General features: G+C 42.9%; 19 protein-coding genes, 1 tRNA gene, 1 pseudogene and 1 riboswitch. Of the genes and pseudogenes, 6 read left to right on the top strand and 15 right to left on the bottom strand.

Annotated elements, in window-relative coordinates; translation table 11 throughout:
* The first annotated feature begins 88 nt into the window (after positions 1-88).
* From gbsR to ktrB, 4 genes are all read left to right on the top strand, one after another.
* A complete protein-coding gene (gene gbsR, locus ACQXR1_RS04255) occupies positions 89-631 on the top strand; it encodes a transcriptional regulator GbsR (RefSeq protein WP_014665132.1) in 543 nt (180 codons plus the stop codon).
* 195 nt (positions 632-826) lie between these two features.
* Positions 827-1,372, top strand: a complete 546-nt coding sequence (gene bslA, locus ACQXR1_RS04250; protein WP_014665133.1) for a biofilm surface layer hydrophobin BslA — start codon at positions 827-829, stop codon at positions 1,370-1,372.
* Positions 1,373-1,518: 146 nt separating this feature from the next.
* Positions 1,519-1,667, top strand: a riboswitch (cyclic di-AMP (ydaO/yuaA leader).
* A 73-nt stretch (positions 1,668-1,740) separates the two neighbouring features.
* Entirely contained in the window at positions 1,741-2,409 is a 669-nt protein-coding gene (ktrA, locus tag ACQXR1_RS04245) for a potassium uptake protein KtrA (protein ID WP_014665134.1), read from the top strand.
* A gap of 6 nt (positions 2,410-2,415) precedes the next feature.
* On the top strand, positions 2,416-3,753 hold the full coding sequence (gene ktrB / locus ACQXR1_RS04240) for a Ktr system potassium transporter KtrB (protein ID WP_306646556.1): 1,338 nt from the start codon (positions 2,416-2,418) through the stop codon (positions 3,751-3,753).
* A gap of 36 nt (positions 3,754-3,789) precedes the next feature.
* On the opposite strand, the gene ACQXR1_RS04235 is transcribed toward ktrB, so the two are convergent.
* The 3 genes from ACQXR1_RS04235 to ACQXR1_RS04225 form a co-directional block, all read right to left on the bottom strand.
* Positions 3,790-4,053, bottom strand: a complete 264-nt coding sequence (locus ACQXR1_RS04235) for a YiaA/YiaB family inner membrane protein (protein ID WP_003222348.1) — start codon at positions 4,051-4,053, stop codon at positions 3,790-3,792.
* 108 nt (positions 4,054-4,161) lie between these two features.
* Positions 4,162-5,010: an exo-glucosaminidase LytG gene (gene lytG, locus ACQXR1_RS04230; protein WP_430771771.1), complete on the bottom strand. Its 849-nt coding sequence runs from the start codon at positions 5,008-5,010 to the stop codon at positions 4,162-4,164.
* Between the two features lie 160 nt (positions 5,011-5,170).
* Positions 5,171-6,703, bottom strand: coding sequence for an MFS transporter (locus ACQXR1_RS04225; protein WP_430771770.1), 1,533 nt, complete (start codon positions 6,701-6,703; stop codon positions 5,171-5,173).
* A 493-nt stretch (positions 6,704-7,196) separates the two neighbouring features.
* Here ACQXR1_RS04225 and cdoA point away from each other — a divergent pair, with 493 nt between their 5' ends.
* Positions 7,197-7,682, top strand: a complete 486-nt coding sequence (gene cdoA, locus ACQXR1_RS04220; protein ID WP_430771769.1) for a cysteine dioxygenase — start codon at positions 7,197-7,199, stop codon at positions 7,680-7,682.
* Between the two features lie 81 nt (positions 7,683-7,763).
* On the opposite strand, the gene ACQXR1_RS04215 is transcribed toward cdoA, so the two are convergent.
* The 3 genes from ACQXR1_RS04215 to ACQXR1_RS04205 all read right to left on the bottom strand — a co-directional run bounded on the left by ACQXR1_RS04215 (position 7,764) and on the right by ACQXR1_RS04205 (position 10,032).
* A tRNA-Ala gene (locus tag ACQXR1_RS04215) sits at positions 7,764-7,836 on the bottom strand.
* Between the two features lie 106 nt (positions 7,837-7,942).
* Positions 7,943-8,773: an undecaprenyl-diphosphate phosphatase gene (locus ACQXR1_RS04210; RefSeq protein WP_014665140.1), complete on the bottom strand. Its 831-nt coding sequence runs from the start codon at positions 8,771-8,773 to the stop codon at positions 7,943-7,945.
* 92 nt (positions 8,774-8,865) lie between these two features.
* Positions 8,866-10,032, bottom strand: a complete 1,167-nt coding sequence (locus ACQXR1_RS04205; RefSeq protein ID WP_040082005.1) for an AI-2E family transporter — start codon at positions 10,030-10,032, stop codon at positions 8,866-8,868.
* Positions 10,033-10,213: 181 nt separating this feature from the next.
* Here ACQXR1_RS04205 and iolU point away from each other — a divergent pair, with 181 nt between their 5' ends.
* Positions 10,214-11,200: a scyllo-inositol 2-dehydrogenase gene (gene iolU, locus ACQXR1_RS04200; protein ID WP_430771768.1), complete on the top strand. Its 987-nt coding sequence runs from the start codon at positions 10,214-10,216 to the stop codon at positions 11,198-11,200.
* Positions 11,201-11,240: 40 nt separating this feature from the next.
* Here the strand turns inward: iolU and rhaA are convergent, their stop codons facing one another.
* The 9 genes and pseudogenes from rhaA to tlpA form a co-directional block, all read right to left on the bottom strand.
* Positions 11,241-12,515: an L-rhamnose isomerase gene (gene rhaA, locus ACQXR1_RS04195; protein ID WP_069840216.1), complete on the bottom strand. Its 1,275-nt coding sequence runs from the start codon at positions 12,513-12,515 to the stop codon at positions 11,241-11,243.
* A gap of 26 nt (positions 12,516-12,541) precedes the next feature.
* A complete protein-coding gene (gene rhaM / locus ACQXR1_RS04190) occupies positions 12,542-12,856 on the bottom strand; it encodes an L-rhamnose mutarotase (protein ID WP_069840217.1) in 315 nt (104 codons plus the stop codon).
* A 17-nt stretch (positions 12,857-12,873) separates the two neighbouring features.
* Positions 12,874-14,331 (bottom strand): rhamnulokinase, encoded by a 1,458-nt coding sequence (gene rhaB / locus ACQXR1_RS04185; RefSeq protein ID WP_069840218.1) that lies wholly within the window; start codon positions 14,329-14,331, stop codon positions 12,874-12,876.
* Positions 14,332-14,335: 4 nt separating this feature from the next.
* Positions 14,336-15,112 carry a rhamnose catabolism operon transcriptional regulator RhaR gene (rhaR, locus tag ACQXR1_RS04180; protein WP_430771767.1) on the bottom strand — a complete coding sequence of 259 codons (777 nt, stop codon included), beginning with the start codon at positions 15,110-15,112 and terminating at the stop codon, positions 14,336-14,338.
* A 57-nt stretch (positions 15,113-15,169) separates the two neighbouring features.
* Positions 15,170-17,239, bottom strand: a complete 2,070-nt coding sequence (locus tag ACQXR1_RS04175; protein WP_430771766.1) for a bifunctional aldolase/short-chain dehydrogenase — start codon at positions 17,237-17,239, stop codon at positions 15,170-15,172.
* Positions 17,240-17,375: 136 nt separating this feature from the next.
* Positions 17,376-19,364: a methyl-accepting chemotaxis protein TlpB gene (tlpB, locus tag ACQXR1_RS04170; RefSeq protein WP_430771765.1), complete on the bottom strand. Its 1,989-nt coding sequence runs from the start codon at positions 19,362-19,364 to the stop codon at positions 17,376-17,378.
* Between the two features lie 112 nt (positions 19,365-19,476).
* Positions 19,477-20,427, bottom strand: coding sequence for a methyl-accepting chemotaxis protein (locus tag ACQXR1_RS04165; RefSeq protein ID WP_370881213.1), 951 nt, complete (start codon positions 20,425-20,427; stop codon positions 19,477-19,479).
* Positions 20,422-21,318, bottom strand: a pseudogene (locus tag ACQXR1_RS04160) (cache domain-containing protein); the annotation flags it as partial. The gene ACQXR1_RS04165 and the pseudogene ACQXR1_RS04160, both read right to left, overlap by 6 nt.
* Positions 21,319-21,584: 266 nt before the next feature.
* The gene (gene tlpA / locus ACQXR1_RS04155) at positions 21,585-23,582 is read right to left on the bottom strand and encodes a methyl-accepting chemotaxis protein TlpA (protein WP_243571414.1); all 1,998 of its coding nucleotides are present in this window, start codon (positions 23,580-23,582) and stop codon (positions 21,585-21,587) included.
* Positions 23,583-23,732 lie beyond the last annotated feature (150 nt).

The following is a 23,732-nucleotide window of genomic DNA, read 5'->3' as shown; positions in this document are numbered from 1 at the left end:
TTTTGACTTTTCCTTATGTTTCGTTAAGATAAAGAACATAAAGAAATAACTTAACGAATTTAACTTTCTAAAGGAAAAGAGGGTCAGTATGGATGAAAATCCAGAATTTGCAGCTATAGAACAGGCTCGGGATCTTGTTATTGACTCCATTGCTGAAACGATGGATCTTTACGGAATTACCCGCAGTGTCGGGATTTTATATGGGACGATGTATATGAGGGATGAGATGACGCTTGACGAAATGCGCGAGGAGTTGCAAATGAGCAAACCAAGCATGAGCACAGGCGTCAAAAAGCTTCAAGACTTAAACGTAGTGAAAAAAACATTTCACCGGGGCATCCGCAAGCATACATTTGTGGCTGAAAAAGATTTCTTTAAATTTTTCACAAATTTCTTTCCCCCTAAATGGGAGCGGGAGGTTCAAGTGAATGTAGCAGCGATCGAAGAAGCTCAGGCTGATTTACAAAAGGTTTTAAGCAAGGAAGATCTCGATAAGGATATCAAAAATGAAGCGCTGCAGTTATATGATCAGCTGGAAAGCTCTAAAGCTTACTACGATTGGCTGAAGCGGCTTGCTGAAGCGGTGCAGAGCGGAGAAATCTTTAAATTTATACCGATTGAAACAAAGTAAAACAGCAAACGCCTGGGAAACCAGGCGTTTTTTAGTGTAACTACTACAAATTTGAAAAATACGGGAAAAACACCCCATTTACTTCCAAAATATTTGATGGTAATTTTATGTAGGTAAAATTTGTATTTGGCCTTTCAGAGGAGGTGAAAAGCGGGCAGGCCTGTTTAAGTTATCAATTTTAGGGGGAATTTTATTATGAAACGCAAATTATTATCTTCTTTGGCAATTAGTGCACTAAGTCTCGGGTTACTCGTTTCTGCACCAACAGCTTCTTTCGCGGCTGAATCTACATCAACTAAAGCTCATACTGAATCTACTATGAGAACACAGTCTACAGCGTCATTGTTCGCAACAATCACTGGCGCCAGCAAAACGGAATGGTCTTTCTCAGATATCGAATTGACTTACCGTCCAAACACGCTTCTCAGCCTTGGCGTGATGGAATTTACGTTACCAAGCGGATTTACTGCAAATACGAAGGACACAATGAACGGTAATGCCTTGCGTGAAACACAGATCCTCAATAATGGGAAAACAGTGAGAATTCCTTTGGCACTTGATTTGTTAGGAGCTGGCGAATTCAAATTAAAACTGAATAACAAAACACTTCCTGCCGCTGGTACATATACTTTCCGCGCGGAGAATAAATCATTGAGCATCGGAAATAAATTTTACGCAGAAGCCAGCATTGACGTGGCTAAGCGCAGTACTCCTCCGACTCAGCCATGCGGCTGCAACTAATGTAAAAGACCGGTTAACACCGGTCTTTTTTTGCTTTTTCCCCTCCCCTTTTTTCTCTCATTTCCGTTATCTTTTTTCTGGTTTAAAATTTAAATTGACAAACACTAGAAACAGGAGTAAATTCTTGAGTGTTCAATTTCATACAGTCTCTTTTACCGCTTAATCAAACACGAACGGGGGAACCAACGATTGGCTGTTTTATTAACAGCCTTGGGGTGAATCTTACTAAGTAAGAGGGGGTACTCTGAATCCCTAACCCGACAGCTAACCTCGTAGGCGTATACAGAGAGGAGGTCTATTGCGACCATTCTTCGAAATGGTCTTTTTTTCTTAAAAAAACGTTAATTTTACTAAGGGAGTTATGAACATTGGGAAGAATAAAAAATAAGCAATTTGCCGTGATCGGGCTGGGCCGGTTTGGCGGCAGCATTTGCAAAGAACTGCACAGAATGGGACACGAAGTCCTTGCAGTTGATATCAACGAAGAAAAGGTCAATGCTTATGCTTCTTACGCCACTCATGCGGTAATTGCCAACGCCACCGAAGAAAACGAATTGCTTTCATTAGGAATACGCAATTTTGAATATGTGATTGTTGCCATCGGAGCGAATATTCAAGCGAGTACGCTGACCACCTTATTATTAAAGGAGTTTGACATTCCAAATATTTGGGTGAAGGCTCAAAACTATTATCATCATAAGGTGCTTGAAAAAATCGGCGCGGATCGTATTATCCACCCTGAAAAGGACATGGGTGTCAAGATCGCACAAAGCCTTTCTGACGAAAACGTTTTGAATTACATTGATTTATCTGATGATTACAGTATTGTCGAGCTGCTGGCAACGCGAAAGCTTGATTCAAAATCAATTATTGACCTGAATGTAAGAGCAAAGTACGGCTGCACGATCCTGGCCATTAAACATCATGGAGATATCCGTCTTTCTCCCGCACCTGAAGACATCATTCACGAGCAGGATTGCCTGGTGATCATGGGGCACAAAAAGGATATTAAACGTTTTGAAAACGAAGGGATGTAGACAAAGGTGACACTTCAAAAGGATAAAGTGATCAAATGGGTTCGGTTTACACCGCCTCAAGTGCTTGCAATTGGTTTTTTCCTAACCATTATCATCGGGGCTGTGCTGTTAAAGCTTCCGATTTCTACACTGAAGCCATTGTCATGGATCGATGCCCTTTTTACTGCAGCTTCCGCTACAACCGTTACAGGGCTTGCAGTTGTCGATACCGGTACAGAATTTACACTTTTCGGGCAAACTGTCATCATGGGGCTGATTCAGATCGGCGGGCTTGGATTTATGACGTTTGCTGTTTTGATCGTCATGATATTAGGGAAAAAAATCGGGTTGAAAGAACGAATGCTGGTTCAGGAAGCCTTAAATCAGCCGACAATCGGCGGCGTCATTGGCCTTGTCAAAGTCCTGTTTCTGTTCTCGATCAGTATTGAATTGATAGCAGCACTCATCCTATCCATCCGGCTTGTGCCTCAGTATGGCTGGTCATCTGGCTTGTTTGCCAGTCTGTTTCACGCGATTTCTGCTTTTAACAATGCCGGGTTTTCGTTGTGGCCTGATAATTTGATGAGCTATGTTGGGGACCCTACAGTGAACCTTGTGATTACTTTCTTATTTATTACAGGAGGGATCGGATTTACGGTTCTGTTTGACATTATGAAAAATCGGCGTTTCAAAGCTTTTTCCTTACATACAAAGCTGATGCTTACAGGAACGCTGATATTGAATGCGATTGCTATGCTTGTGATCTTTATTTTAGAGTACAGCAACCCTGGCACGCTAGGCCACCTGCATATAGGGGATAAACTATGGGCTTCCTATTTTCAGGCAGTGACGCCGAGAACCGCAGGCTTCAACTCCCTTGATTTTGGAAGTATGAGAGAAGGAACGATTGTATTTACTTTATTATTGATGTTTATCGGAGCAGGCAGCGCTTCTACGGCGAGCGGCATTAAGCTGACTACGTTCATCGTGATTTTAACATCTGTTATTGCTTACTTGAGAGGTAAAAAAGAAACGGTGATTTTCCGCCGCTCCATCAAATATCCGATAATCATTAAAGCTTTAGCTGTGAGCGTCACCGGTTTGTTCATCGTGTTTTTAGGGATATTCGCCCTGACGATCACAGAACAAGCGCCGTTTATTCAAATTGTGTTTGAAACCTTTTCCGCTTTCGGAACTGTCGGTCTATCGATGGGGCTTACTCCTGAACTGACAACAGCTGGAAAGTGTATCATCATTGTCATCATGTTCATCGGAAGAATTGGTCCTTTAACGTTCGTGTTTTCATTCGCAAAAACAGAGCAATCAAATATTCGATACCCTGACGGCGAAGTGTTTACAGGGTGATATCAAAAAAATCCGGCGTGCAATCGCCGGATTTTTTTATGATTCGATATGAGATTGATTTTGTCTTTTTTCTTGTTCTGCGATGATCTCGTTGTCCTCTGCGTTATCACGGGTCACTTTTTGTGTAAGAATCGCGCCAACAGCTACGAGTATCATAACAGCGATGTAATAACCTTTTTCATTGAGTTCCAGGTTATCAGCATTATAGAGTCCGATACTAAACAAAAATACTCCCGCAAAAAAAGTGAAATAAGCCAATACGGTAAAGGCAACCGTATTTCTGCGTCTATATTTCTGCACCTTTGTTCCCTCCCAAAAGCATAGTTAATTAGTGTTAACTGTCGTGGAATATTATACCTCAAATTCCCCGGAATGGAACAAAGAATTAAAAATACCAGTAAAAAGGACTTAGGTTGCTTCCTTTATTTCAATAGCTGAATCATCAATCCAGCCGATGAGTTTATTATTGATTTGAAATTGGTACCATACAGACTGGCCTTTCTGTTTTTTAGACACAACCTTTATATCTTTGCCGACGTAAGATTGGGCAGAGGTAAGCCTTATAGACCGATCATCAGTAGAAGGCTTGGACCATACGTCTTGGACGGCACTATCTTTAATGGAAGCATGTAAATCCACTGATTTGAGGGATGGGTTTACCTTATCGTACTCATCCAAATCGTATTTTTCCACAATAGCGCTGATTTTATGAGCGTAGTCAGGGTCTGTAGCATATCCTGCTGTTTGTAGTGCAGTAGCAGCTTCCTTATAATCTCCAGCCTCAAGCACAGGTTTATACTTCTTTTTATTCCACGATGTGCCGCGGACGAACAATTGGGCATGATCATCCATCGATTCAAAAAACGTGCTGTATTTTCGAAACTTCGCACGAATGGTTTTTCTTTTCCCTTTTTCAACTTCGTCCGTTTCCATCGTAACGTGATGGCCTTTATAATTTCCTTTCACGCCAAAAAGGTTGTTGGCCTTAGCAGCCAGTTCGCTGTTCCCCCAGTCGGATTCGAGAATGGCCTGAGCGATTGTGATGCTGGGGAGGACATGATATTTTCCATACAAAATTTGGGCATGCCCGGACAGGCTGTCTATAAATACTTGCTGTTCATCAACTTCTTCGGTTTCTTTAGATGTTTCAATCGGTTTTGATAAAGTTGTCGCTAAAACAAACAGAGCTAGCGGAATCGATACAATGAAAAATAGTGAAATGAAGAGTTTACGTTTTTTCAATTTTTTACGGGCCATGAAAACCTTCCTTCGAATTAAGAGATTACGAATGTAAAAGAATCTACCTTTTAGAATTTTACTTGCACTTCTAATATTTTTCAATTCTTTAGGGATAAAGTTGGGAAAAGATTGCATAATAAAAACCTTTTCGTGAAAGGAAAAGGTTTTTATCACGTTTCTATTTTTGCAAATTTCTGAGTGCATTCCGATATTCTGTATCATTGATTACTTGATGTGATTTGACAGTTGCATTCGACAATCCCTGTCCTGAAACGGCCGGTTCCGGAGCTGTTTTTGCTTGGTCATGTGGTTTATGTGCAAGCTTGTGCCCCATTCCTGTAGCATTCATACAAAATGACAGGCAGACGAGCAGAACGCTGAGGATAAAAGAAATGAAAAAGAGATCATGATAAGCAGTCATCATAGAATCCTGTACCGAACCGTTTTGTCTGGCAGCATCTTTTTTCGTGAAAAAACCGATGAGAATCGGAACCCCCATATAGACAAACAACCTTAAAAACTGGACAGCTGTCATTCTCTTGACCAAATCAGGCAGCGGGCCTCCCATGGCAGCTCCCATCAACCCTGCGGCGACTGTCAGGCCTGTTCCCGCTGCCAGCATGATAAACAGTGCTGCGAACATATAGAGAGACGATTGATCCTGCATATGCAGCCATTGAAAATTTACAAAGACGAGAATAAGTCCGCCGATAATACCGAGCATCCCTGGTCCGACTTTATCATAAAACAGAGCGCTCAAAATGGCCGCGATCGCCACCCCGATTAAAAGAGTCAAGTTTAAAAGAATGAGATGCTCCTGAGAAATATCATACATTTGACGGAGCAAGCCTTGAAAAGCAGACAGGCTGACAGCTACCGTTATCGTCCCTGCAGCTATGATCAATAACCCGAGCACCGGTTTTGGCAGAAGCATTAGTTTAATTGAAATGAAGGGATTTTTCACTTTATATTCTACTATTAATAGAACAATGAACAAACATAACGTCACACCGAAACCTGTCCATACATAACCCGATGAAAGCCCCCATTTTTGCAGAAAAATGAATGAAACCGCTGAGGCTGCGGCAAGGAGAACAGATAAAAGAATTCCCGCACGATCAAGGGGCTGTTCTTGCGACGCTGCTCCGTGATGTTCGTCATGGAGAAAGAAATAGCTCACCGCGACACCGGTCAGTGACAATGTGCCAAAGGTGAAAAACAGCCATCTCCAATGCCCGCAGCTTGTTGCTATCGTTCCCAGGATCGTGCCGATGATAACAGAACCATAAAATCCCCCAATCAGCACAAGCAGGGCATAGTTCCTGCGTTCAATCGGGAATGACAGTACAAGCATTGGAATCATAATCATCAGCATGACACCTGTTGCCGCTCCCTGTAAAAAGCGTCCTGCCGCCATCCATGCAATATCGTTTGAAAATGCGAAGAGCAGTGAGCCTAGTATAAAAACAGGTAATGAAGCAAGGTAGACGGGACGAGCACCGAATTTTTTCCTCAGCAGCGGTCCTGTCGGAACTAACAAGGCAAAGGCCATATTTCCGATCAATATTGGATTTACTGATGTGAAGACACTTGTTCCAACCGCTTTCTGAACAAGGCTTTGAACTGACGACAATGCCGTGTTAGACATCAATCCCGGCCCGACCGCTAAAACGGCGAGCAAAGAAATCACCCAATAGTGTTTTGTCTTCATGTTGTCATTCCTTCCTATATGAATACATGCGAAATACACCATTTTTTGAAAACAAAAGAAGCTAATAGATTTTCGCATACCATTAGCTTTCATTCTAATATTCTCCCTTTCAGGGGAAATGATATTATTTTATTATAAATATGTGAACAAATGAGCATATAATCAAATATTATTTCAAACCGACTGTGTTTTGTCAATGGCGCAAATTTCAAGCTCCAACATAAACAGTTTTTGCCCCGATATTGTGTATAAGAGCCTAAAACTCCTCGCTTGTTCCTTCAAGTGAATCAAAGCAGGCTGCTTGAATCCTTTCATCCCCCTATTCCAACTAATAAGCTCGAATAGGTTGGTGATAAGCCAACGTGTTGACCGCACATTTTTTTGTGTTCACTGGGCGTTTGCCGCCTCTAATTTGTATATAGGTAAATACCATGAATTAATCTGTGAAATACCAATGTTAGGAAATTTTTATTTTTTCCGGGAGGCAAAACGAATGGAACTGTATGAGTGTATCCAAGATATTTTTGGCGGCTTGAAAAATCCATCGGTTAAAGATTTAGCAACATCATTAAAACAAATTCCAAACGCAGCACAATTGAGTCAACCGTATATTAAGGAGCCAGACCAATACGCCTACGGCCGAAATGCCATCTATCGTAACAATGAGTTGGAGATTATCGTAATTCACATTCCGCCTAACGAGGAGACAACCGTCCACGATCATGGCCAATCTATTGGTTGTGCAATGGTGCTAGAAGGAAAACTCCTTAATTCTATCTATCGCTCAACCGGCGAACACGCAGAACTCTCCAATTCATACTTTGTCCACGAAGGAGAATGCCTTATTTCAACTAAAGGTTTAATTCACAAAATGTCCAATCCGACGTCCGAACGAATGGTGTCTCTTCATGTCTACTCACCCCCTTTGAAAGACATGACGGTCTTTGAAGAACAAAGGGGGGTCTTGGAAAGTTCATGATTGACAGATGAACTGCTCAACTGAAGAATTCAGAGAATGAACAAAATAAAAAAAACCTTATCGAATAAGGGTTTACAGGTATGGAGCCAAGGGGGCTCGAACCCCTGACCTCTACGCTGCCAGCGTAGCGCTCTCCCAGCTGAGCTATGGCCCCGTATGTAACGTCATGTTTATTATAGATGATTTTTTTTTGAAAAACAAGCTGTTTCCTCTTGAATTGACAGAAAAAATAAGGCTCGGGATGAGCCTTATTTTTCGAATTACATCATGATTAAAAGTAAAATCACACCGAGAATAATTCGATAGATTGCAAATGGGACGAGTTTGATTTTATTAATCAGTCTTAAGAAGAAACGGACGACAAACAACGCGACAACAAAGGCACAGATAAAGCCGACGATGAAAAACGGCATCAAATCCGAGCTTAAGCTGTCCCAATGCTTCACAAGGCTCAGAAAACTTGCCCCCATCATGATCGGCATCGCCATAATAAACGTAAAATCGGCTGCCGCTCGGTGGTTTAACCCGAGAATAACACCTCCGGAAATGGTTGAACCTGAACGTGAGAAACCCGGCCAAAGGGCAAGACATTGGAATAAGCCGACTGCTATCGCCTGTTTATAGGAAATGCGGTCGAGGGTGTCTGTCGCTGCTTTCCGCTTATTCACCCAGTCAGCAAAAAGCATCAGGATTGCCCCGGCGATTAAACCGAAGGCCACAGTTTTAACGGAAAATAAATATTCATCAATGTAATCTTCAAACAAAAAGCCGAGAACAGCAGCTGGAACGAGCCCGACAGCAATTTGGGCAATGCTTAATTTATGTCCCTGCTTCTGGTCGCTTGTAATATTTTTTTTCAAGCCGAGTAAATTTAAAATTCGGTCTTTAAACACGATAGCTACTGCTAAAATGGAGCCTAGCTGAATAACTACTTTGAATGAATTAGCAGCTTCTTCTGACATCAGATTACTTGATTTAAGCCAGATGTCGTCTACTATGATCATATGTCCTGTCGAAGAAACCGGCGCGTACTCTGTTAATCCTTCTACGATTCCTAAAATGGCGGCTACAAACAATTCCCATAGAGTCATGATTTTGATTCTCCCCATTAGACATTTATTTTTTTACATAACGGGAGCTTCCCATAAATGGAAAGCCCGTCTTATATAACTATAAACGAAAATCACACTTTATGACCCGGCATATTTTCATTTTTTTCTTCGTCGTATAAATGTGACCGCATTTTAAACCAGTCAAATAAATGTGTGGTAATGACTTTGGCGACTGCATAGCCCGGAATGGCAAGAATGATTCCAACAACACCAAACAGCTTGCCGGCTGTTAACAGCAGAAAAATAATCGTGATCGGGTGGATGTGAAGGTTTTTTCCCATAATTTGCGGAGAGATCAGCTTCCCTTCAATCAGCTGAACAATGGTCCAAACGATCACCAGCTTAAGCAGCATGAGCGGCGATGTCACTATGGCGATGATAATTGCAGGCGTAATGGCAATCGTTGGCCCTAAATATGGAACAATGCTTGTACAAGCCGCAATAACTGCGAGCAATGAAGCATAATCCAGGCCGATAATCAAATAACCGATAAACAGCAAAAATCCGATACAGAAGCTGACAATGATCTGGCCTCTGATATAAGAGCTTAACCGATGATTCATTTCACTTAAGACTGTATATGTCTGTTCTTTCAATCGAGTCGGTACAAACTTCAGTATGTAGACCGGTAATTTTTTTCCGTCTTTTAGCAAATAGAAAAGAATAAACGGAACCGTGACGATCGAAATGATAATCTCAGTCAGCGCGCCGATAAAATTCCCAACACCGGTAAAGGTGCTGTTTACGATTGTCGCTGCCTGGTCCGAAACCTTTGTCGCGAGATCAGATATATTAATGTTCATCGTTTGCTGGGCCTGATTGACGAAGTTGCTGCCGATCAGCTGTTTCGTCTGGTCTTCTACGACGTCGACATATCTCGGGATATTGTCAATCAAACTCATAATTTGTTCTTTTAAAAAGGGGATGATGGACACGATTGTGATCGTGATCAGCCCGATAATCAATAGATATAACAGCAATATAGAATAGATTCTTCTTATTCTTCTTCTCTCCAGGAAATCGACGACTGGATTTAACAGATAAAAAACAATGCCTGTCAAAATAATCGGAAGTGAAATTGTTTTGAGCAGAACAATAATCGGGGTGAAAATAAATGATGTTTTTGTAAATACAAGAATATTTAAACCAATCAGCAGCAGCACAAGCAAAAATAAAACAAACTTATTGTCCAAGAAGAATCGCTTGAATCTGCCGCTCCATGTTTGCAACGTCTCCACTATCGTTCCTCCGTCATACATAGTTTAGTTAAATTGTACACTATCGTCCCTATAATGAAAAATAAAAACCGTTAATTGCTGGAAAAGCTTTCTCTGTTGTCACATTCTATTTATCTCTATCATGTGATTTTGTTCTTTTTAAGCTATAATTTAGCTATATCATGCAAAAGGAGCGATACGAGTGATACGTTTTGCGATAATAGGAACCAACTGGATTACAGACCGCTTTCTTGAGTCAGCAGCGGATATAGAAGATTTTCAGCTGACTGCCGTTTATTCAAGATCGGCTGAACGCGCTGCTGAGTTTGCTGCTAAACACAATGCTGCGCATACCTTCTCAGACCTTCAGGAAATGGCGGAGAGCAATTGTTTTGATGCCGTATACATAGCCAGCCCGAACGCTCTTCACAAGGAACAAGCCGTACTCTTTATGAACCACGGCAAGCATGTGCTTTGTGAGAAGCCGTTTGCTTCAAATACTAGAGAAACAGAAGAGATGATCTCAGCGGCTAAGGCAAACGGCGTTGTCCTCATGGAAGCGATGAAGACCACTTTCCTGCCGAATTTCAAAGAGCTGAAAAAACACCTGCATAAAATCGGCACTGTCCGCAGATTTACCGCAAGCTACTGTCAATACTCCTCACGGTATGACGCGTTCAGAAACGGAACTGTTTTGAATGCGTTTCAGCCTGAGCTTTCCAATGGGTCATTAATGGATATTGGCGTCTATTGTATTTATCCGGCTGTTGTGCTGTTTGGCGAGCCGAAGGATGTAAAAGCAAACGGATATGCGTTATCTTCCGGAGTGGACGGAGAGGGAACTGTCATTCTGTCTTACGATGGGTTCGAAGCTGTTCTGATGCATTCTAAAATCTCTACTTCCTATGCCCCGGCGGAAATCCAAGGTGAAGACGGAACGATTGTAATTGATATGATTCACCGGCCTGAACGTGTTGAAATCCGCTACCGCGACGGCCGCCTTGAAAACATTGCGATCCCTGATCCTAAACCGGCGATGTTCTACGAAGCAGAAGAATTTGTCACGCTCATAAAAGAGAATAAGCAGGAATCTGAAGAAAATACATTTGAACGGTCTTTGATCACCGCAAAAATTATGGAAGAAGCAAGAAAGCAAATGGGGATTGTGTACCCTGCTGATCATGCTTAAAAAAATCCGCCCGCGTACAAATGACGCGGCGGATTTTTTATTAGGCAATCGGAGAAGACGCCTTCCTTTTTAAAAGCACCTCTTGTTCATACTCTTTGATGTCATGCAGCCATGCCTCTTTTACCGGCACGCCCATTTGTTCACAGTAGGAATCCCAGATGGCTCCGAAAGGATATGTTTTGAATTCCTCCATCAGGGCCAGCCTTTCTGTATAGCGGCCCTCTTCCTGCAATTGTTTTAAATAGCCGGTCGGGAGGAGCAAGGCATACAATAAAGCTTTGATCATATTTCTCGTTCCGATGGTCCAGGCCGCTACACGGTTAATGCTGGCATCGAAAAAATCCAAACCGATAGCGACCTTCTCAAGAGCCTGATTACGCACAATTTCAAGAGCGATTTCTCTCAATTCATCATCCAAAACCACTACATGGTCGCTGTCCCAGCGAACTGGCCGAGATACGTGCAAAGCAAGCTTGTCTGTATATAGCAGCATGGACGAGATCTTGTTTGATACCGTCTCAGTCGGATGAAAATGGCCTGTATCAAGTAAACAAAGCTTATGATTCGTCAGAGCATAGGCGAAATAAAATTCATGAGATCCGACAACATATGATTCAGAACCAAGCCCGAACAGCTTGCTTTCAACTGAATCGAGATTGTGTTGTTCACTGATCTCTTCTGCGAAAATCTGATCCAGTGATTCTTTTAATCTTTTACGCGGTGTCAGCCTGTCACTCGGGACATCCTTATAGCCGTCGGGAATCCAAATATTCGTCAAGCAAGGGGTGCCTAATTCTTTCCCGAAGTATTCTCCGATACGGCGGCACGCGATGCAATGCCTGATCCAAAATTCTCTGATATCCGGATCGGGGTGTGAAAGGGTGAGTCCATCAGCCGCTTTCTCATGCGAAAACAAGGTCGGATTGAAATCTAAACCTAGCCCTAAATCTTTTGCCCATTTTACCCAGTTTTCAAAATGCTGCGGCTTCAACTCGTCACGTGCTGTCTCTTCCCCGTTAGTTTCTGCGTAAATCGCATGCAGGTTCACACGGTGCTTTCCGGGAATGAGGGAAAGAGCCTTCTCCAAATCTCTTCTTAATTCTTCAGGCGTTTGCGCTTTTCCGGGATAATTGCCGGTCACATCAATTCCGCCTGAAAGCTCGCTTTTATTTACTTCAAAGCCCTCAATGTCGTCCCCCTGCCAGCAGTGGATTGAAATGGGCACTTGCTCTAATTGCCGAAGCGCCTCTTCAACATCAATTCCCCATTTTTCATATGCCTGTTTTGCACTGTCATAATTGGCTTTTATGGTCATGCAGCTCTCTCCCTTATTTCAGTTTTTTAATCCAAATAAAAAACTTCCTTTAGATCTATCGAAACAGGACTGAAATCCGAATTTGTTTTCATTAAGGGCGCCATCGTTTTCCACCATCTCCGGCAAACTTCCGTGTCCGCCATCTTTCTCCATTTCTCTTCATCCTCTATTTCTAAATATGCAAAAAGCCGGCCTGTTTCCTCGTCTAGAAAAATGGAATAATGGTGGGCTCCATGAGCTTTAAGTGCTTCTGCCATTTCAGGCCAAATGTCATCATGCCGCTGCTTGTATTCTTCGTACTTGTCTTGATGGACAAACATGATACTGGCTTTTCTTTTCAAACTTTGTCACCTCTTCATTATTTAGATAGCGCTTTCAAAACAGTTTGCTGAAATGACTGAATGATCGTGCTTCTGTCAATGTCTTTGGGTGTAAACACTTTGATCGGAAAGGAATTTCTGACGACTTGCCGGGCTTCTTTTATGTCTTTGACTTCTTTGGCAGCAATCATTTGCATCAGCAGATTTCCTATGGCGGTTGCCTCTACGGGCCCTGCGTATACTGCTTTTTCGCTCATGTCTGCCGTTAATTGATTTAAGAAATCATTCCGGGCTCCGCCGCCGATGATATGAAACTGCTCGATCGGTTTTTCTGTGATCGTTTCCAGCTCTTTGATGGCTATCGCATAGATGATGGCTAAATTGCTGTAGATGCAGCAGGCAAGTTCACCTGCAGTGCGGGGAATCTTTTGGCGGGTTTCTCTGCAATAATGCTGTATTTCCATTATCATGTTTTCTGGATTGAGGAAGCGTTTATCATTTAAGTTTATAAATTGCTGGAATGGTTCTGTTTTTTCGGCTTCTTCTGCAAGCTGCTGGAAAGAGTAATCTGCTTGTAATTGCTGTCTTACTTCTTGTATCACCCACATGCCGATAATGTTTTTGAGAAAGCGAATGGTGTTGTTTGCGCCGCGTTCATTTGTATAGTTGTTTTTCAAAGCCAGATCAGTTATTATCGGTGTTTTGTTTTCAATCCCGATTAACGACCATGTTCCGCTGCTGATGTACGCCCAGCCATCACTTACACCAGGCGCCGCGATGACGGCCGAGGCCGTATCATGTGTTGCGACTGTCATCACCTTGCACGCCGGGAGATCATAATCCGGAAACCAGTCATTTCTTAGCTTCCCGAGCTCATACCCCGGTTCAGTCAACGGGGCAAATTGCTGTTCGTAAACAGACACGGCTTCAAGCAATTCAGGATCAAACTTTCCCGTTGAGACGTTTAAAAGCTGTGTTGTGGACGCATTCGTGATTTCTGTTACAGCTTTTCCGGTTAAACAATAGCCTAAATAATCAGGAACCATCACAATTTTATCTGTCTTTTTGAGCAGCTCACGGTCTTCTTCATACAATTGATAGATCGTGTTGAAAGGCTGAAATTGTATTCCTGTTTTTTGATAAATTTTAGCCTTCGAGAGGGTATGTTCCAGTTTGTCTATTGTATGATCTGTTCTTCTATCACGATAGGATATTGCTTCGCGCAACCGATTTCCTTTTTCATCCAGCAAGACATAATCAACTGCCCATGTATCGATGCCAATGGTGCAGTGTTCATATCCAAGCGTTTTTACTTTTTGCAGTCCTTGCAGGATTTGTTTTAGCAAATGATCAATATCCCAAAAGCAATGCCCGTCTCTTTGACTAAAACCGTTAGCAAATCTGTGAATCTCTTGTATGTCAAGCTTCCCTTCCTTTAGTTCACCTACCATGATTCTCCCGCTTGATGCGCCTATATCAATGGCAGTATAAATCATTCTTTCACCCTCTCTTCGGAAGAGGAACAGCTGTCACCTTCACCTTTTTGTCCTCAAGAGCTTTTACCGATGCCGGATCAAGTCCAGAATCTGTAATAACGCGGCTGATATCTTGCAGCGAGGCGATATGTGAAAACTCGCGGTTCCCCCATTTGCTTGAATCGGCCATCAAAATGGTCTGATCCGATCTTTCAATCATCCGTTTTTTGAGCAGCGCCTGCCACTCATTTGAGTCACTCATCCCGTTGTTTATATCAAATCCCTTACATGACAGAAAGGTTTTATTGACATGATAGGTCTCAAGTGAACGTTCTGCTAACGGGCCGGCAAATGATAATGATTTTTCCAGCAAAATGCCGCCTGTTGAAATGACTGATATGTTTTTTTTATTGCTGAGTTCAATGGCTGCTTTCATTGAATTTGTAATCACGGTGAGTTCAATGTCAGGGAGTATTTTCGCCATGTACCAGGCGGTTGTGCTTGCATCAAGAATAATTCGGTCTCCGCTTTTTACATATTTGGCCGCTTCGTGAGCAATGGCTTTTTTTTCGATGACATTTGTGATTTCCCGTTCAGAAAAATGAATTTCTGATTCCTTCTGCTGAATACTGACCGCTCCTCCATGACTCCGGCTCAGTTTATGTTCTTTTTCAAGCTTCTCAAGATCACGCCGAATGGTTTCCTCTGTGACTGAAAATATGTCACTTAATTCGGCAACGCGGATGCTTGAACGCGCATTCACTATTTCCACTATTTTTTGCTGCCGTTCTGCTACTAGCATCAGTAACGCCCTTCCTCATATCGTAGTCCATCTTATATTTTTTATCATAGCATATTTCTAACGCGTAAAAGCAGCAGGGACGCCGCCGTCTACCGTAATCATGCAGCCCGTTGTTTTTTCGGCTTTAGAAGAAGCGAAAAATGCAATGGCTTCGGCAATATCCTCCGGGTAAATATTGACGAGCAATGCAGTCCGTTTCCGGTAATGTTCTTCCAGCTGATCCGGTTCAATCCCGTACGCCGCGGCTCGTTCCTCACGCCAGCTTGAACCCCAGATTGCCGATCCTTGAAGAACCGCGTCCGGCAAAACGGAGTTGACCCTAATGCCGAATTCTCCGCCTTCTGCAGCAATGCATCTTGCTAAATGGGTTTCAAGCGCCTTAACCGAGCTGTAGGCAGAGGCGTTTTTCCCCGCATAAACCGAATTTTTCGATCCGACAAATACCATGCTTCCGCCTCTATTTTGCTGTTTCATCTGTTTAAACGCTTCACGGGCTACAAGGAAATAGCCTGTTCCTAAAACATTCATATTAAGATTCCATTCTTTTAGACTTGTTTCGTCAAATGGGCTTGATGTGGCCAGCCCGGCATTATTGATGACGATATCAATGCCGCCGTAAGCAAGTGCCGCTTGTTCAAAAGCTGACTGTACGTCTTTTTCCTTTGTCACATCCATTTTGACAGCCATTGCACGCCCTTCTCCGTACGCATCGTTTATTTCCCCGGCAATTTTCTGTGCACCTTCTATATTCAGATCAGCTGCGATTACGTGCCCTCCCTCAGCTGCAAATCGGCGGCATGCTGCACTGCCGATTCCGCCAGCCCCTCCAGTTATCAGCGCTACTTTTCGGGAAAATTCTGCTTCCGGCGGGGCAAGCGTAAGTTTATATAGTTCGAGCGGCCAATATTCGACATGGTAGGATTCATTTTCATTTAAAGAAACAAATTGCCCCAGAGCTGTTGCTCCTTTCATAACGGCGATGGCCCTCCGATATAAGGCCCCGCTTACTTTAGACATGGTATAGCTTTTTCCTGTATTCACCATTCCGATTCCAGGAATCAATATCACCCGCGGAACGGATTCAAAGATTTGATCCCCATCCTGCTGATTGCGTGTAAAGTAAGCCTGATACTCTGACGTAAAGCGCTCGACTCCTGACTTGAGCAGATCCGCAAGCTTGTGAACATCTTGAGTTTCCGGATTCCAATCAATGTACAGCGGAACCCTTTTTGTGTGAACAAGGTGATCCGGGCATGCCGCACCGATTTGCGAAAGTGCTGGCGCTTGAACACTGTTTACAAATTCCAAGACGTCGTCATGATCATCATAGGAAAGGATCTGTTTCTTTTCTTCACTTACAGTTCCTCTGATCACAGGCATGATCTCAGCCAATATTTGTTTTCTGCGATCTTCCGGCAGCGGCTGATATCTTTTGCCTCCGAATACCTCCTGCTGATTGATACGGTCGTTAATATACTGCTCGGCTTCTTGAATGATGGATATCGTTTTTTGATAACATGTTTCAGACGTCTCTCCCCAAGTGACTAAGCCATGTTTCTCCATTAACACAAGCTCGGCGTGAGGGTTGTTCGCTACGCCTTCAGCGATTATTTTAGACAAAGCAAATCCAGGGCGGACGTATGGCACCCATACAAACCGGTTTCCGTAAATGTCTTCAGCGATCTGTTTTCCATTATCTGCGCAGCATATGCTGATAATCGCATCTGGATGGGTATGGTCAACATGCTTGTATGGCAGAAAAGCGTGTAATAGTGTTTCAATTGAAGGGCGGGGATGTTTGCTGTCAATCATACAATGAGACAGGTAATCTACCATTTCTTCATCTGACATTTGCTCCCTTTCAATCAGTGGGCGGATATCATCTAATTTCAAACCGGTAAAGTTATGCGCTTTCATTGTTGCCAAATCTGAACCGCTTCCTTTTACCCACATGACTTCTATTTCACGGCCTCTAAAATCTTTTTCCGTTGTTTTCATAGATGTATTCCCCCCGCCCCAGTTGCAAACAGTGCGGTCTGATCCGATCAAATTGGACCTGTACACCAATTCCTCTACACCTTTAGGCAGCTTTGCAGCTCGGTCTGAATCCCATATATGCTTCACCATATTTGATATTCCTCCATACCCTTTTATTTGTATCCGTTTTCATTATATATGATCTTCGTTTGTTTTTGAATTATTTTTGTTTATTTTTGTTTTCGATAAAAAAAGAAAGCAGCAGAATATGCCGCTTTCTCGTTCATTATGATTCAATTTTAAATTTTTTCGTAATGTCCTGAAGTTCTTCCGCCATGTTTGCCAACGTTTCCGCTGAAGAACTGATTTCTTCCATGGACGCAAGCTGTTCTTCCGCCGAAGCTGCGATATCCTGAATGCCTGCCGAGCTTTCTTTCGCCACTGCAGAAATGTCTTCAACAGCACTTGACACTTCATGTGATCCGGCTGATAGTTGTTCAACCGTCGCGTTCAAGTTTTGCAATTCGCCGGAAATTTGGGTTGTCATCTCATAGATTTGTTTAAAGCTTTCCGCTGTTTTGTCAGTAATCTGCAAGCCTTCCTTCACTTCATGATTCACAGATTGGAACATCGAAAGGGAAGTGCTGATTTCTCTGACAATCTCTTGAATTAATCCTTCAATTTCCTTGGCGGAGTCTGCTGATTGCACGGCAAGTTTTCTAACCTCTTCCGCAACTACTGAGAAGCCTCTTCCGTATTCTCCCGCTCTTGCCGCCTCAATCGCAGCATTTAATGCCAGCAGGTTGGTTTGGTCAGCGATGCCATTGATCACATTCAAGATGCTGTTGATGTCTTGCGATTTTGTTTCAAGGCCCTTCACAACCGCTTCCGCTTGTTGAACGGATTGGTCGATTGTTTTCATTTGGCCGACTGTGTGTTCCACCAGTTTCTCGCCGCTGCCCGCTGCCTCAGAGGACTGAATCGATGATTTCGTAATGGTTGAAGAGGCTTGTGCCACTTTTGAAATCCCGTGATTCATTTGAGAAAGGTGGTTTGAGCTTGTTTCCAGTTTCTCGCTTTGCGCCTCGTTGCCATCTGAGAACTGTTCGATGGCGAGTGTAATATGTTCAGTTGCCTTACTCGTTTGGGCCGCGCTTGCCGTCAGTTCCTCAGAAGATGAGGCGACGTTTTCGACAGACGTTTGAATAACGCCGATTACAGAACGCAATGATGCAGACATTTCATTAAAGCTCTCGCCAAGCTGGCCAAACTCGTTTTTCGAGTGAATATCAATGACTTCTGTGAGATCACCGCTGCTGATTTTTGCAGACGTTATGACAAGTTTTCTTAATGGCTTGGTGATGGCACGAATAATATAGAGTATGAGTATGCCGCCAATTACAATAGACACGCATAGAATGATAATCGCAGTGTTCAGCACCGGGCTTGAAGCATCTTGCAATTCACTGACAAAATAAGTGCCCGCGATTTTCCAGCCAGTCAATTTATTTGTCGTAAAGGCCATTTTCTTTTCTTTGCCTTCGAATGTATATTCAAAGGAGCCGTCATTTTTGGAATATACTTGGTTTGTCCAATCGCCGGAGCCGGTTGTCCCAGGCTTAATCGTCGGATGGGCGATATATTTTTTGTTGCCTGTCGTAATAAATGCATAGCCTTCTTTACCGATTTTGATTCTCTGTGATGCAGTAAGCACCTCATCCAGGTTTAAATCAAGCGCTATAACCCCTGACCCGTCTTTTAATTGTTTTGAAATTGTGACAACGGTATTCCCTGTTGCTTCATCAGTATACGGTTCTGAGAAAACAGCCTGTCCTTTTTCCGCAAAGGCCTGTTTGTACCAGTCACGTCCTGTCGGATCGAAGCCTTTCGGAACACCGCTGTCCGGATATTTGTAAAGCTTCTTATCTTCTGAAGCAGCATAGATTGCGCCTACATCGTCGTTAAGTGTCGTGTACTGCTTAAATTTCTCTTTCAGTAAGGTTTTGTTTTTGCCTAGCAATAGGTCTTTATCGATTGTCTCACTATAATAATCTATTGCTTTCACTTTATTATTCAATTTGTTTTGCAGGGTGCTATTGAGTTCCTCAACGTTTCCCGCTGCACTATTGGTTAGTTCCCTGTCCAGTGCGTTCCAAGCTGATTGATAACTGAAATATGCTAAAACCCCAACCGGCAAAATAAGCACTGCCAGAAACGCAGCGATTAGCGGTTTGCTGATCGATGGCTGTTTGATCCATTGTATGAATTTTCCCATTCCTGTTGACTCCTCCTTTAAGCTAAATCTAATATCGTCAACTAGGATAAAAGGTTTAATAAAAAAACTAAAAAAAACACCCAAGCGCAACATGCTTGGGTGTTAAGGCTTATTATTCGATTTTGAATCGGTTAGTCATATCGCGAAGCTCTTCCGCCATAGACGAAAGGGTTTCTGCAGACGAGCTGATTTCTTCCATGGAAGCAAGCTGCTCTTCAGCTGACGCAGCGATATCTTGAATATGTGCTGAGCTTTCTTTGGAAATCGATGCAATATGCTCAGACGCTCCCGATACTTCCTCGGAGCTGGCAGAAAGCTGCTGAACCGTCGCACTCATATTTTGCAGTTCGCCGGCGATTTGGTTCGTCATTTCAGAAATGCGCTTAAAGCTCATTTCTGTTTTATCTGTGATATCAAGTCCTGTCTGCACCTCTTGATTGACAGACTGGAACATGCCGAGAGATGTATTAATTTCCTTCACAATTTCGATGATTAATCCTTCAATCTCTTTTGCTGAATCTGCTGACTGTACTGCCAGTTTTCTTACTTCTTCCGCTACAACAGAGAAGCCTCGGCCGTACTCGCCTGCACGGGCTGCTTCAATTGCCGCATTTAAAGCAAGCAGGTTTGTCTGGTCTGCGATGCCGTTAATCACACGCAAAATGTTTGTAATGTCTTTCGATTTCGTTTCCAATCCGCGTACAACTTGCTCCGCTTCTTTAACGGACTTGTCAATGACGTTCATTTGGCCGACGGTTTGGTGAACAAGCTTGCCGCCTTCACTTGCAATTTCTGTCGATTGAACAGATGAATCTGTGATGACTTCAGAAGCTTGAGCCATATTCGTCAACCCGTCATTCATTTGATAAATATGCTCTGCTGCCGTTTCAATATTTTCGTTTTGTTTTTCATTGCCGTTAGAAAATTGTTCAATCGCCAAAGTAATATGCTCTGTTGCCTTGCTCGTTTGTGCAGCAGATGCAGTCAGCTCCTCAGAGGAAGCGGCAACATTGTCTACCGAATCCTGGATGGCGTGTATGAGAGAACGAAGTGACGACGCCATATTATTAAAGCTTTTGCCTAGCTCGCCCAATTCATCTTTTGAACGAATATCAATGATTTCCGTCAAATCTCCCTCGCTGATCCGCTTAGAGGAACCGACAAGCTGTTTCAGCGGTGTTGTAATCGACCGAATGATCAAAGTCATGACGATAATTCCTATGATAATAGCTGCGGCCAAGACAATTAAAGCAAGGTGAAGGACAGGCTGGGCTGCCTCGTGGATTTCGTCTAAATACATGGTGCCGCCGATCTTCCATCCCGTTAACTTATTTGTGTCAAAGGCCATTTTTTTCTTATCGCCGTCCATGGTGTATTGAAAATCGCCTTTATCAGCATTCAGCATCTTATCGAGCCAGTCGCCTTTTAATTCAGTTCCTGATTTTTCATTAGGATGAGCGACAACTTTTTTGTCCTTCGTCATGATAAATGCGTAGCCTTGTGTGCCGATGTTGACTTTTTTGGTTGTTTTCAACAGATTTTCAATGGTCATGTTGATTGCGATAACGCCTGAACCATCTTTTGTCTGCTGGGCGATTGTCACAACCATCGTATTTGTAGACGCGGTTTTATAAGGATCTGTCACAACGACTTTTCCTTTATTCGCAACCGCTTTTTTGTACCAGTCGCGTTCAACCGGATTGTAGCCGCTCGGCATCGGGAGATCCGGGTAGCGGGTAAATCGCCCGTTTTCGTCACTAGTATAAATGGACTCTACATCTTTATTAATGCTGATATATTGTGAGAATTTCTCTTCAATGCTTGCATTGCTTTTTGCTTTATATCTCTCTTTTGTCAGCCATTCGCTGAAGTAAGCAGCGCTGTTTTCTTTTTCACTGATGCTGGTGTTAATGATTTCGTTTAATTGCTGTACATTTTCTAATGCGCTCCCCATCATCTGCCTGTCGAGCGAGCTGCTAGCCGATTGATACGCAAAGATCGCCAATATGACAACCGGTATGATGAGGATCGACAGAAAGGAAACGAGAAGCTTCCGTGTAATTGATCTTTGTTTTATGAGTTGGAGTATTTTTTTCATCATTCATTTCTCCTTTTTTATGCTACCCTTCATATCGGCTGGAAATGGGTAAATATATACAGCAAAAAAGAAGAAATTCAACAAAAGTAACTAATTTCCCATAAATAGATAGTCTTTTAGACCTATTCTTTATCTGCATCTACCTTAAATCGTTTTGTCAGATCACGGAGTTCTTCAGACATTCTTTCAAGCGTCAGTGCTGATGAACTGATCTCCTCCATGGATGCCAGCTGTTCCTCAGCTGAAGCGGCGATATCTTGGATACCGTCCGAGCTTGCCTTAGAAATGGCTGTGATATCATTTGAAGCTGCGGAAATTTCTTGTGCTCCCGCCGACAGCTCCTCAACCGTCGCATTCATGTTTTGCAGCTCGGAAGCAATCTGATTGGTCATTTGCGAGATATGTTTGAAGCTCTGCTTTGTTTCGTCCGTCATGACAAGCCCTGTTTCAACTTCTTTGTTTACGGACTGAAGCACGTTCAATGATGTGTGGACTTCTTTTACTATTTCACTGATCAGCGATTCAATTTCTTTTGCCGAGTCAGCCGACTGTACCGCGAGCTTTCTCACTTCCTCAGCGACGACTGAGAAGCCCCGGCCATATTCACCCGCTCTGGCAGCTTCAATAGCGGCATTTAAGGCCAAAAGATTGGTTTGATCCGCAATACCGTTGATAACACGCAAAATATTTGTGATATCCTTTGATTTGATCTCCAGCCCTTTCACCACTTGTTCCGCTGCTTTTACAGAATGGTCAATTGTGTTCATTTGGCCGGCTGTTTTCTGGACGAGTGTCTCCCCTTTACTTGACACTTCGGTTGAATCTGCTGATGTCTCTGTAATCACTGCGGCCGCCCGCGCCAGCTCTGCCAATCCGTCATTCATTTCATTAATTTGTTCAGTTGTCGTTTCTATTTTCTCGCTTTGGCTTTCGCTCCCGTTTGAAAATTGCTCGATAGCCATCGTAATGTGCTCAGTGGCTTTGCTTGTCTGGTCTGCCGATGCAGTCAGCTCTTCGGACGATGAGGCAACGTGTTCTACTGAGTCTTTGATTCCGTGAATGAGCGAGCGAAGCGAGTGTGCCATATGATTGAAGCTCTCGCTCAGAACGCCGAGTTCATCTTTTGAATTGATTTCAATCGTTTCGGTTAGATCACCTTCACTAATTTTTTCAGCGGATGCGACAATGCGTCTCAATGGCTTTGTGATGGATCGAATCACAAAATAAATCGCCGTCATTCCAGCTCCGATAGCAATCGCCAGAACGATTGAAGCCATGATCAGAACCCTGCTTGCAGCATCGTGAATCTCGTTTGCATACATCGTGCCGCTGATTTTCCAGCCTGTTGTTTCGCTTGTTGCAAATGCCATTTTTTTCTTTTTGCCTTTGTACGTATATTCAAAGTCCCCGCTTTTATCCTTGTAGAGCTTATCAACCCAGTCCCCTTTTAGCTCTGTTCCCGCTTTTTCTCCGGAGTAGGCGATGACTTTCTTGTTTTGGTTCAAAATAAAAGCATAGCCTTCTTTTCCGATATTGATTCCTTTCGCGGTAGTGACTAAGTCATCAATTTTCATATCAATGGCGACAACGCCTGATCCATCCACTGTTTGACGGGCGATGGTGACGACCATTTTTCCTGATGAAATCGATTCATAAGGCTCAGTGACAATTGTTTTGCCTTTATTGGCCATTGCTTCTTTGTACCAATCTCTTTCCAAAGCATTAAAGTCACTTGGCATGTCAGCGTACGGATAACGTGTGAATTCCCCGTCTTTGCTGCTGGAAAATACCGCAGCGACATTATCATTCATTTGGATAAATTGTTTAAATTCCTGTTTCAGCTCTGTTTTCTTTTTATCCTGAAACTTATCTGCTGTCGCCCAATCGCTAAAATACGCGAGGCTCTTTTCAGTCGTTCTGATTTTATCATCAATAATGTGATCTAATATTTGAACATTTTCCTTGACGCTTTGCGTCATCTGTACATCAAGTGAGGAAACTGCTGATTGATAAGCGCTTACCGAAAGGGCGGTTATCGGGACAATTAAGATCAGCAGGAAAGAAATGATAAGTCTCCTTGCAATTGATGATCTGCGAATAGTGGTAAGTGTTTTTTTCATTTCCTTTTGAACCTTCTTTCAATAATTTACAAATTATATCGACATATCTTCCTTTAAATTACATTGAAAATAGAGGAAAAAATGAAAAATAGTTCAAAACTCACCGAATAAACTAGGACTTTGTTAATGTTTCCTGCATAAAGAAACAGC

This window comes from Bacillus sp. ATD, assembly GCF_050585765.1.
GTDB classification, from domain to species: Bacteria; Bacillota; Bacilli; order Bacillales; family Bacillaceae; genus Bacillus; species Bacillus stercoris.
This window is presented reverse-complemented; position numbering and strand designations above follow the sequence as displayed.

Coding starts and splice junctions, on each gene's coding strand:
- ACQXR1_RS04165 (WP_370881213.1), bottom strand. CDS start 20,427: ATGGCGTCGTCACTTCGTTCTCTCATACACGCCATCCAGGATTCGGTA.
- cdoA (WP_430771769.1), top strand. CDS start 7,197: ATGGAACTGTATGAGTGTATCCAAGATATTTTTGGCGGCTTGAAAAAT.
- ACQXR1_RS04175 (WP_430771766.1), bottom strand. CDS start 17,239: ATGGTGAAGCATATATGGGATTCAGACCGAGCTGCAAAGCTGCCTAAA.
- rhaA (WP_069840216.1), bottom strand. CDS start 12,515: ATGACCATAAAAGCCAATTATGACAGTGCAAAACAGGCATATGAAAAA.
- rhaB (WP_069840218.1), bottom strand. CDS start 14,331: ATGATTTATACTGCCATTGATATAGGCGCATCAAGCGGGAGAATCATG.
- bslA (WP_014665133.1), top strand. CDS start 827: ATGAAACGCAAATTATTATCTTCTTTGGCAATTAGTGCACTAAGTCTC.
- lytG (WP_430771771.1), bottom strand. CDS start 5,010: ATGGCCCGTAAAAAATTGAAAAAACGTAAACTCTTCATTTCACTATTT.
- ACQXR1_RS04225 (WP_430771770.1), bottom strand. CDS start 6,703: ATGAAGACAAAACACTATTGGGTGATTTCTTTGCTCGCCGTTTTAGCG.
- tlpA (WP_243571414.1), bottom strand. CDS start 23,582: ATGAAAAAAACACTTACCACTATTCGCAGATCATCAATTGCAAGGAGA.
- ACQXR1_RS04210 (WP_014665140.1), bottom strand. CDS start 8,773: ATGACTCTATGGGAATTGTTTGTAGCCGCCATTTTAGGAATCGTAGAA.
- rhaR (WP_430771767.1), bottom strand. CDS start 15,112: ATGCTAGTAGCAGAACGGCAGCAAAAAATAGTGGAAATAGTGAATGCG.
- gbsR (WP_014665132.1), top strand. CDS start 89: ATGGATGAAAATCCAGAATTTGCAGCTATAGAACAGGCTCGGGATCTT.
- tlpB (WP_430771765.1), bottom strand. CDS start 19,364: ATGGGAAAATTCATACAATGGATCAAACAGCCATCGATCAGCAAACCG.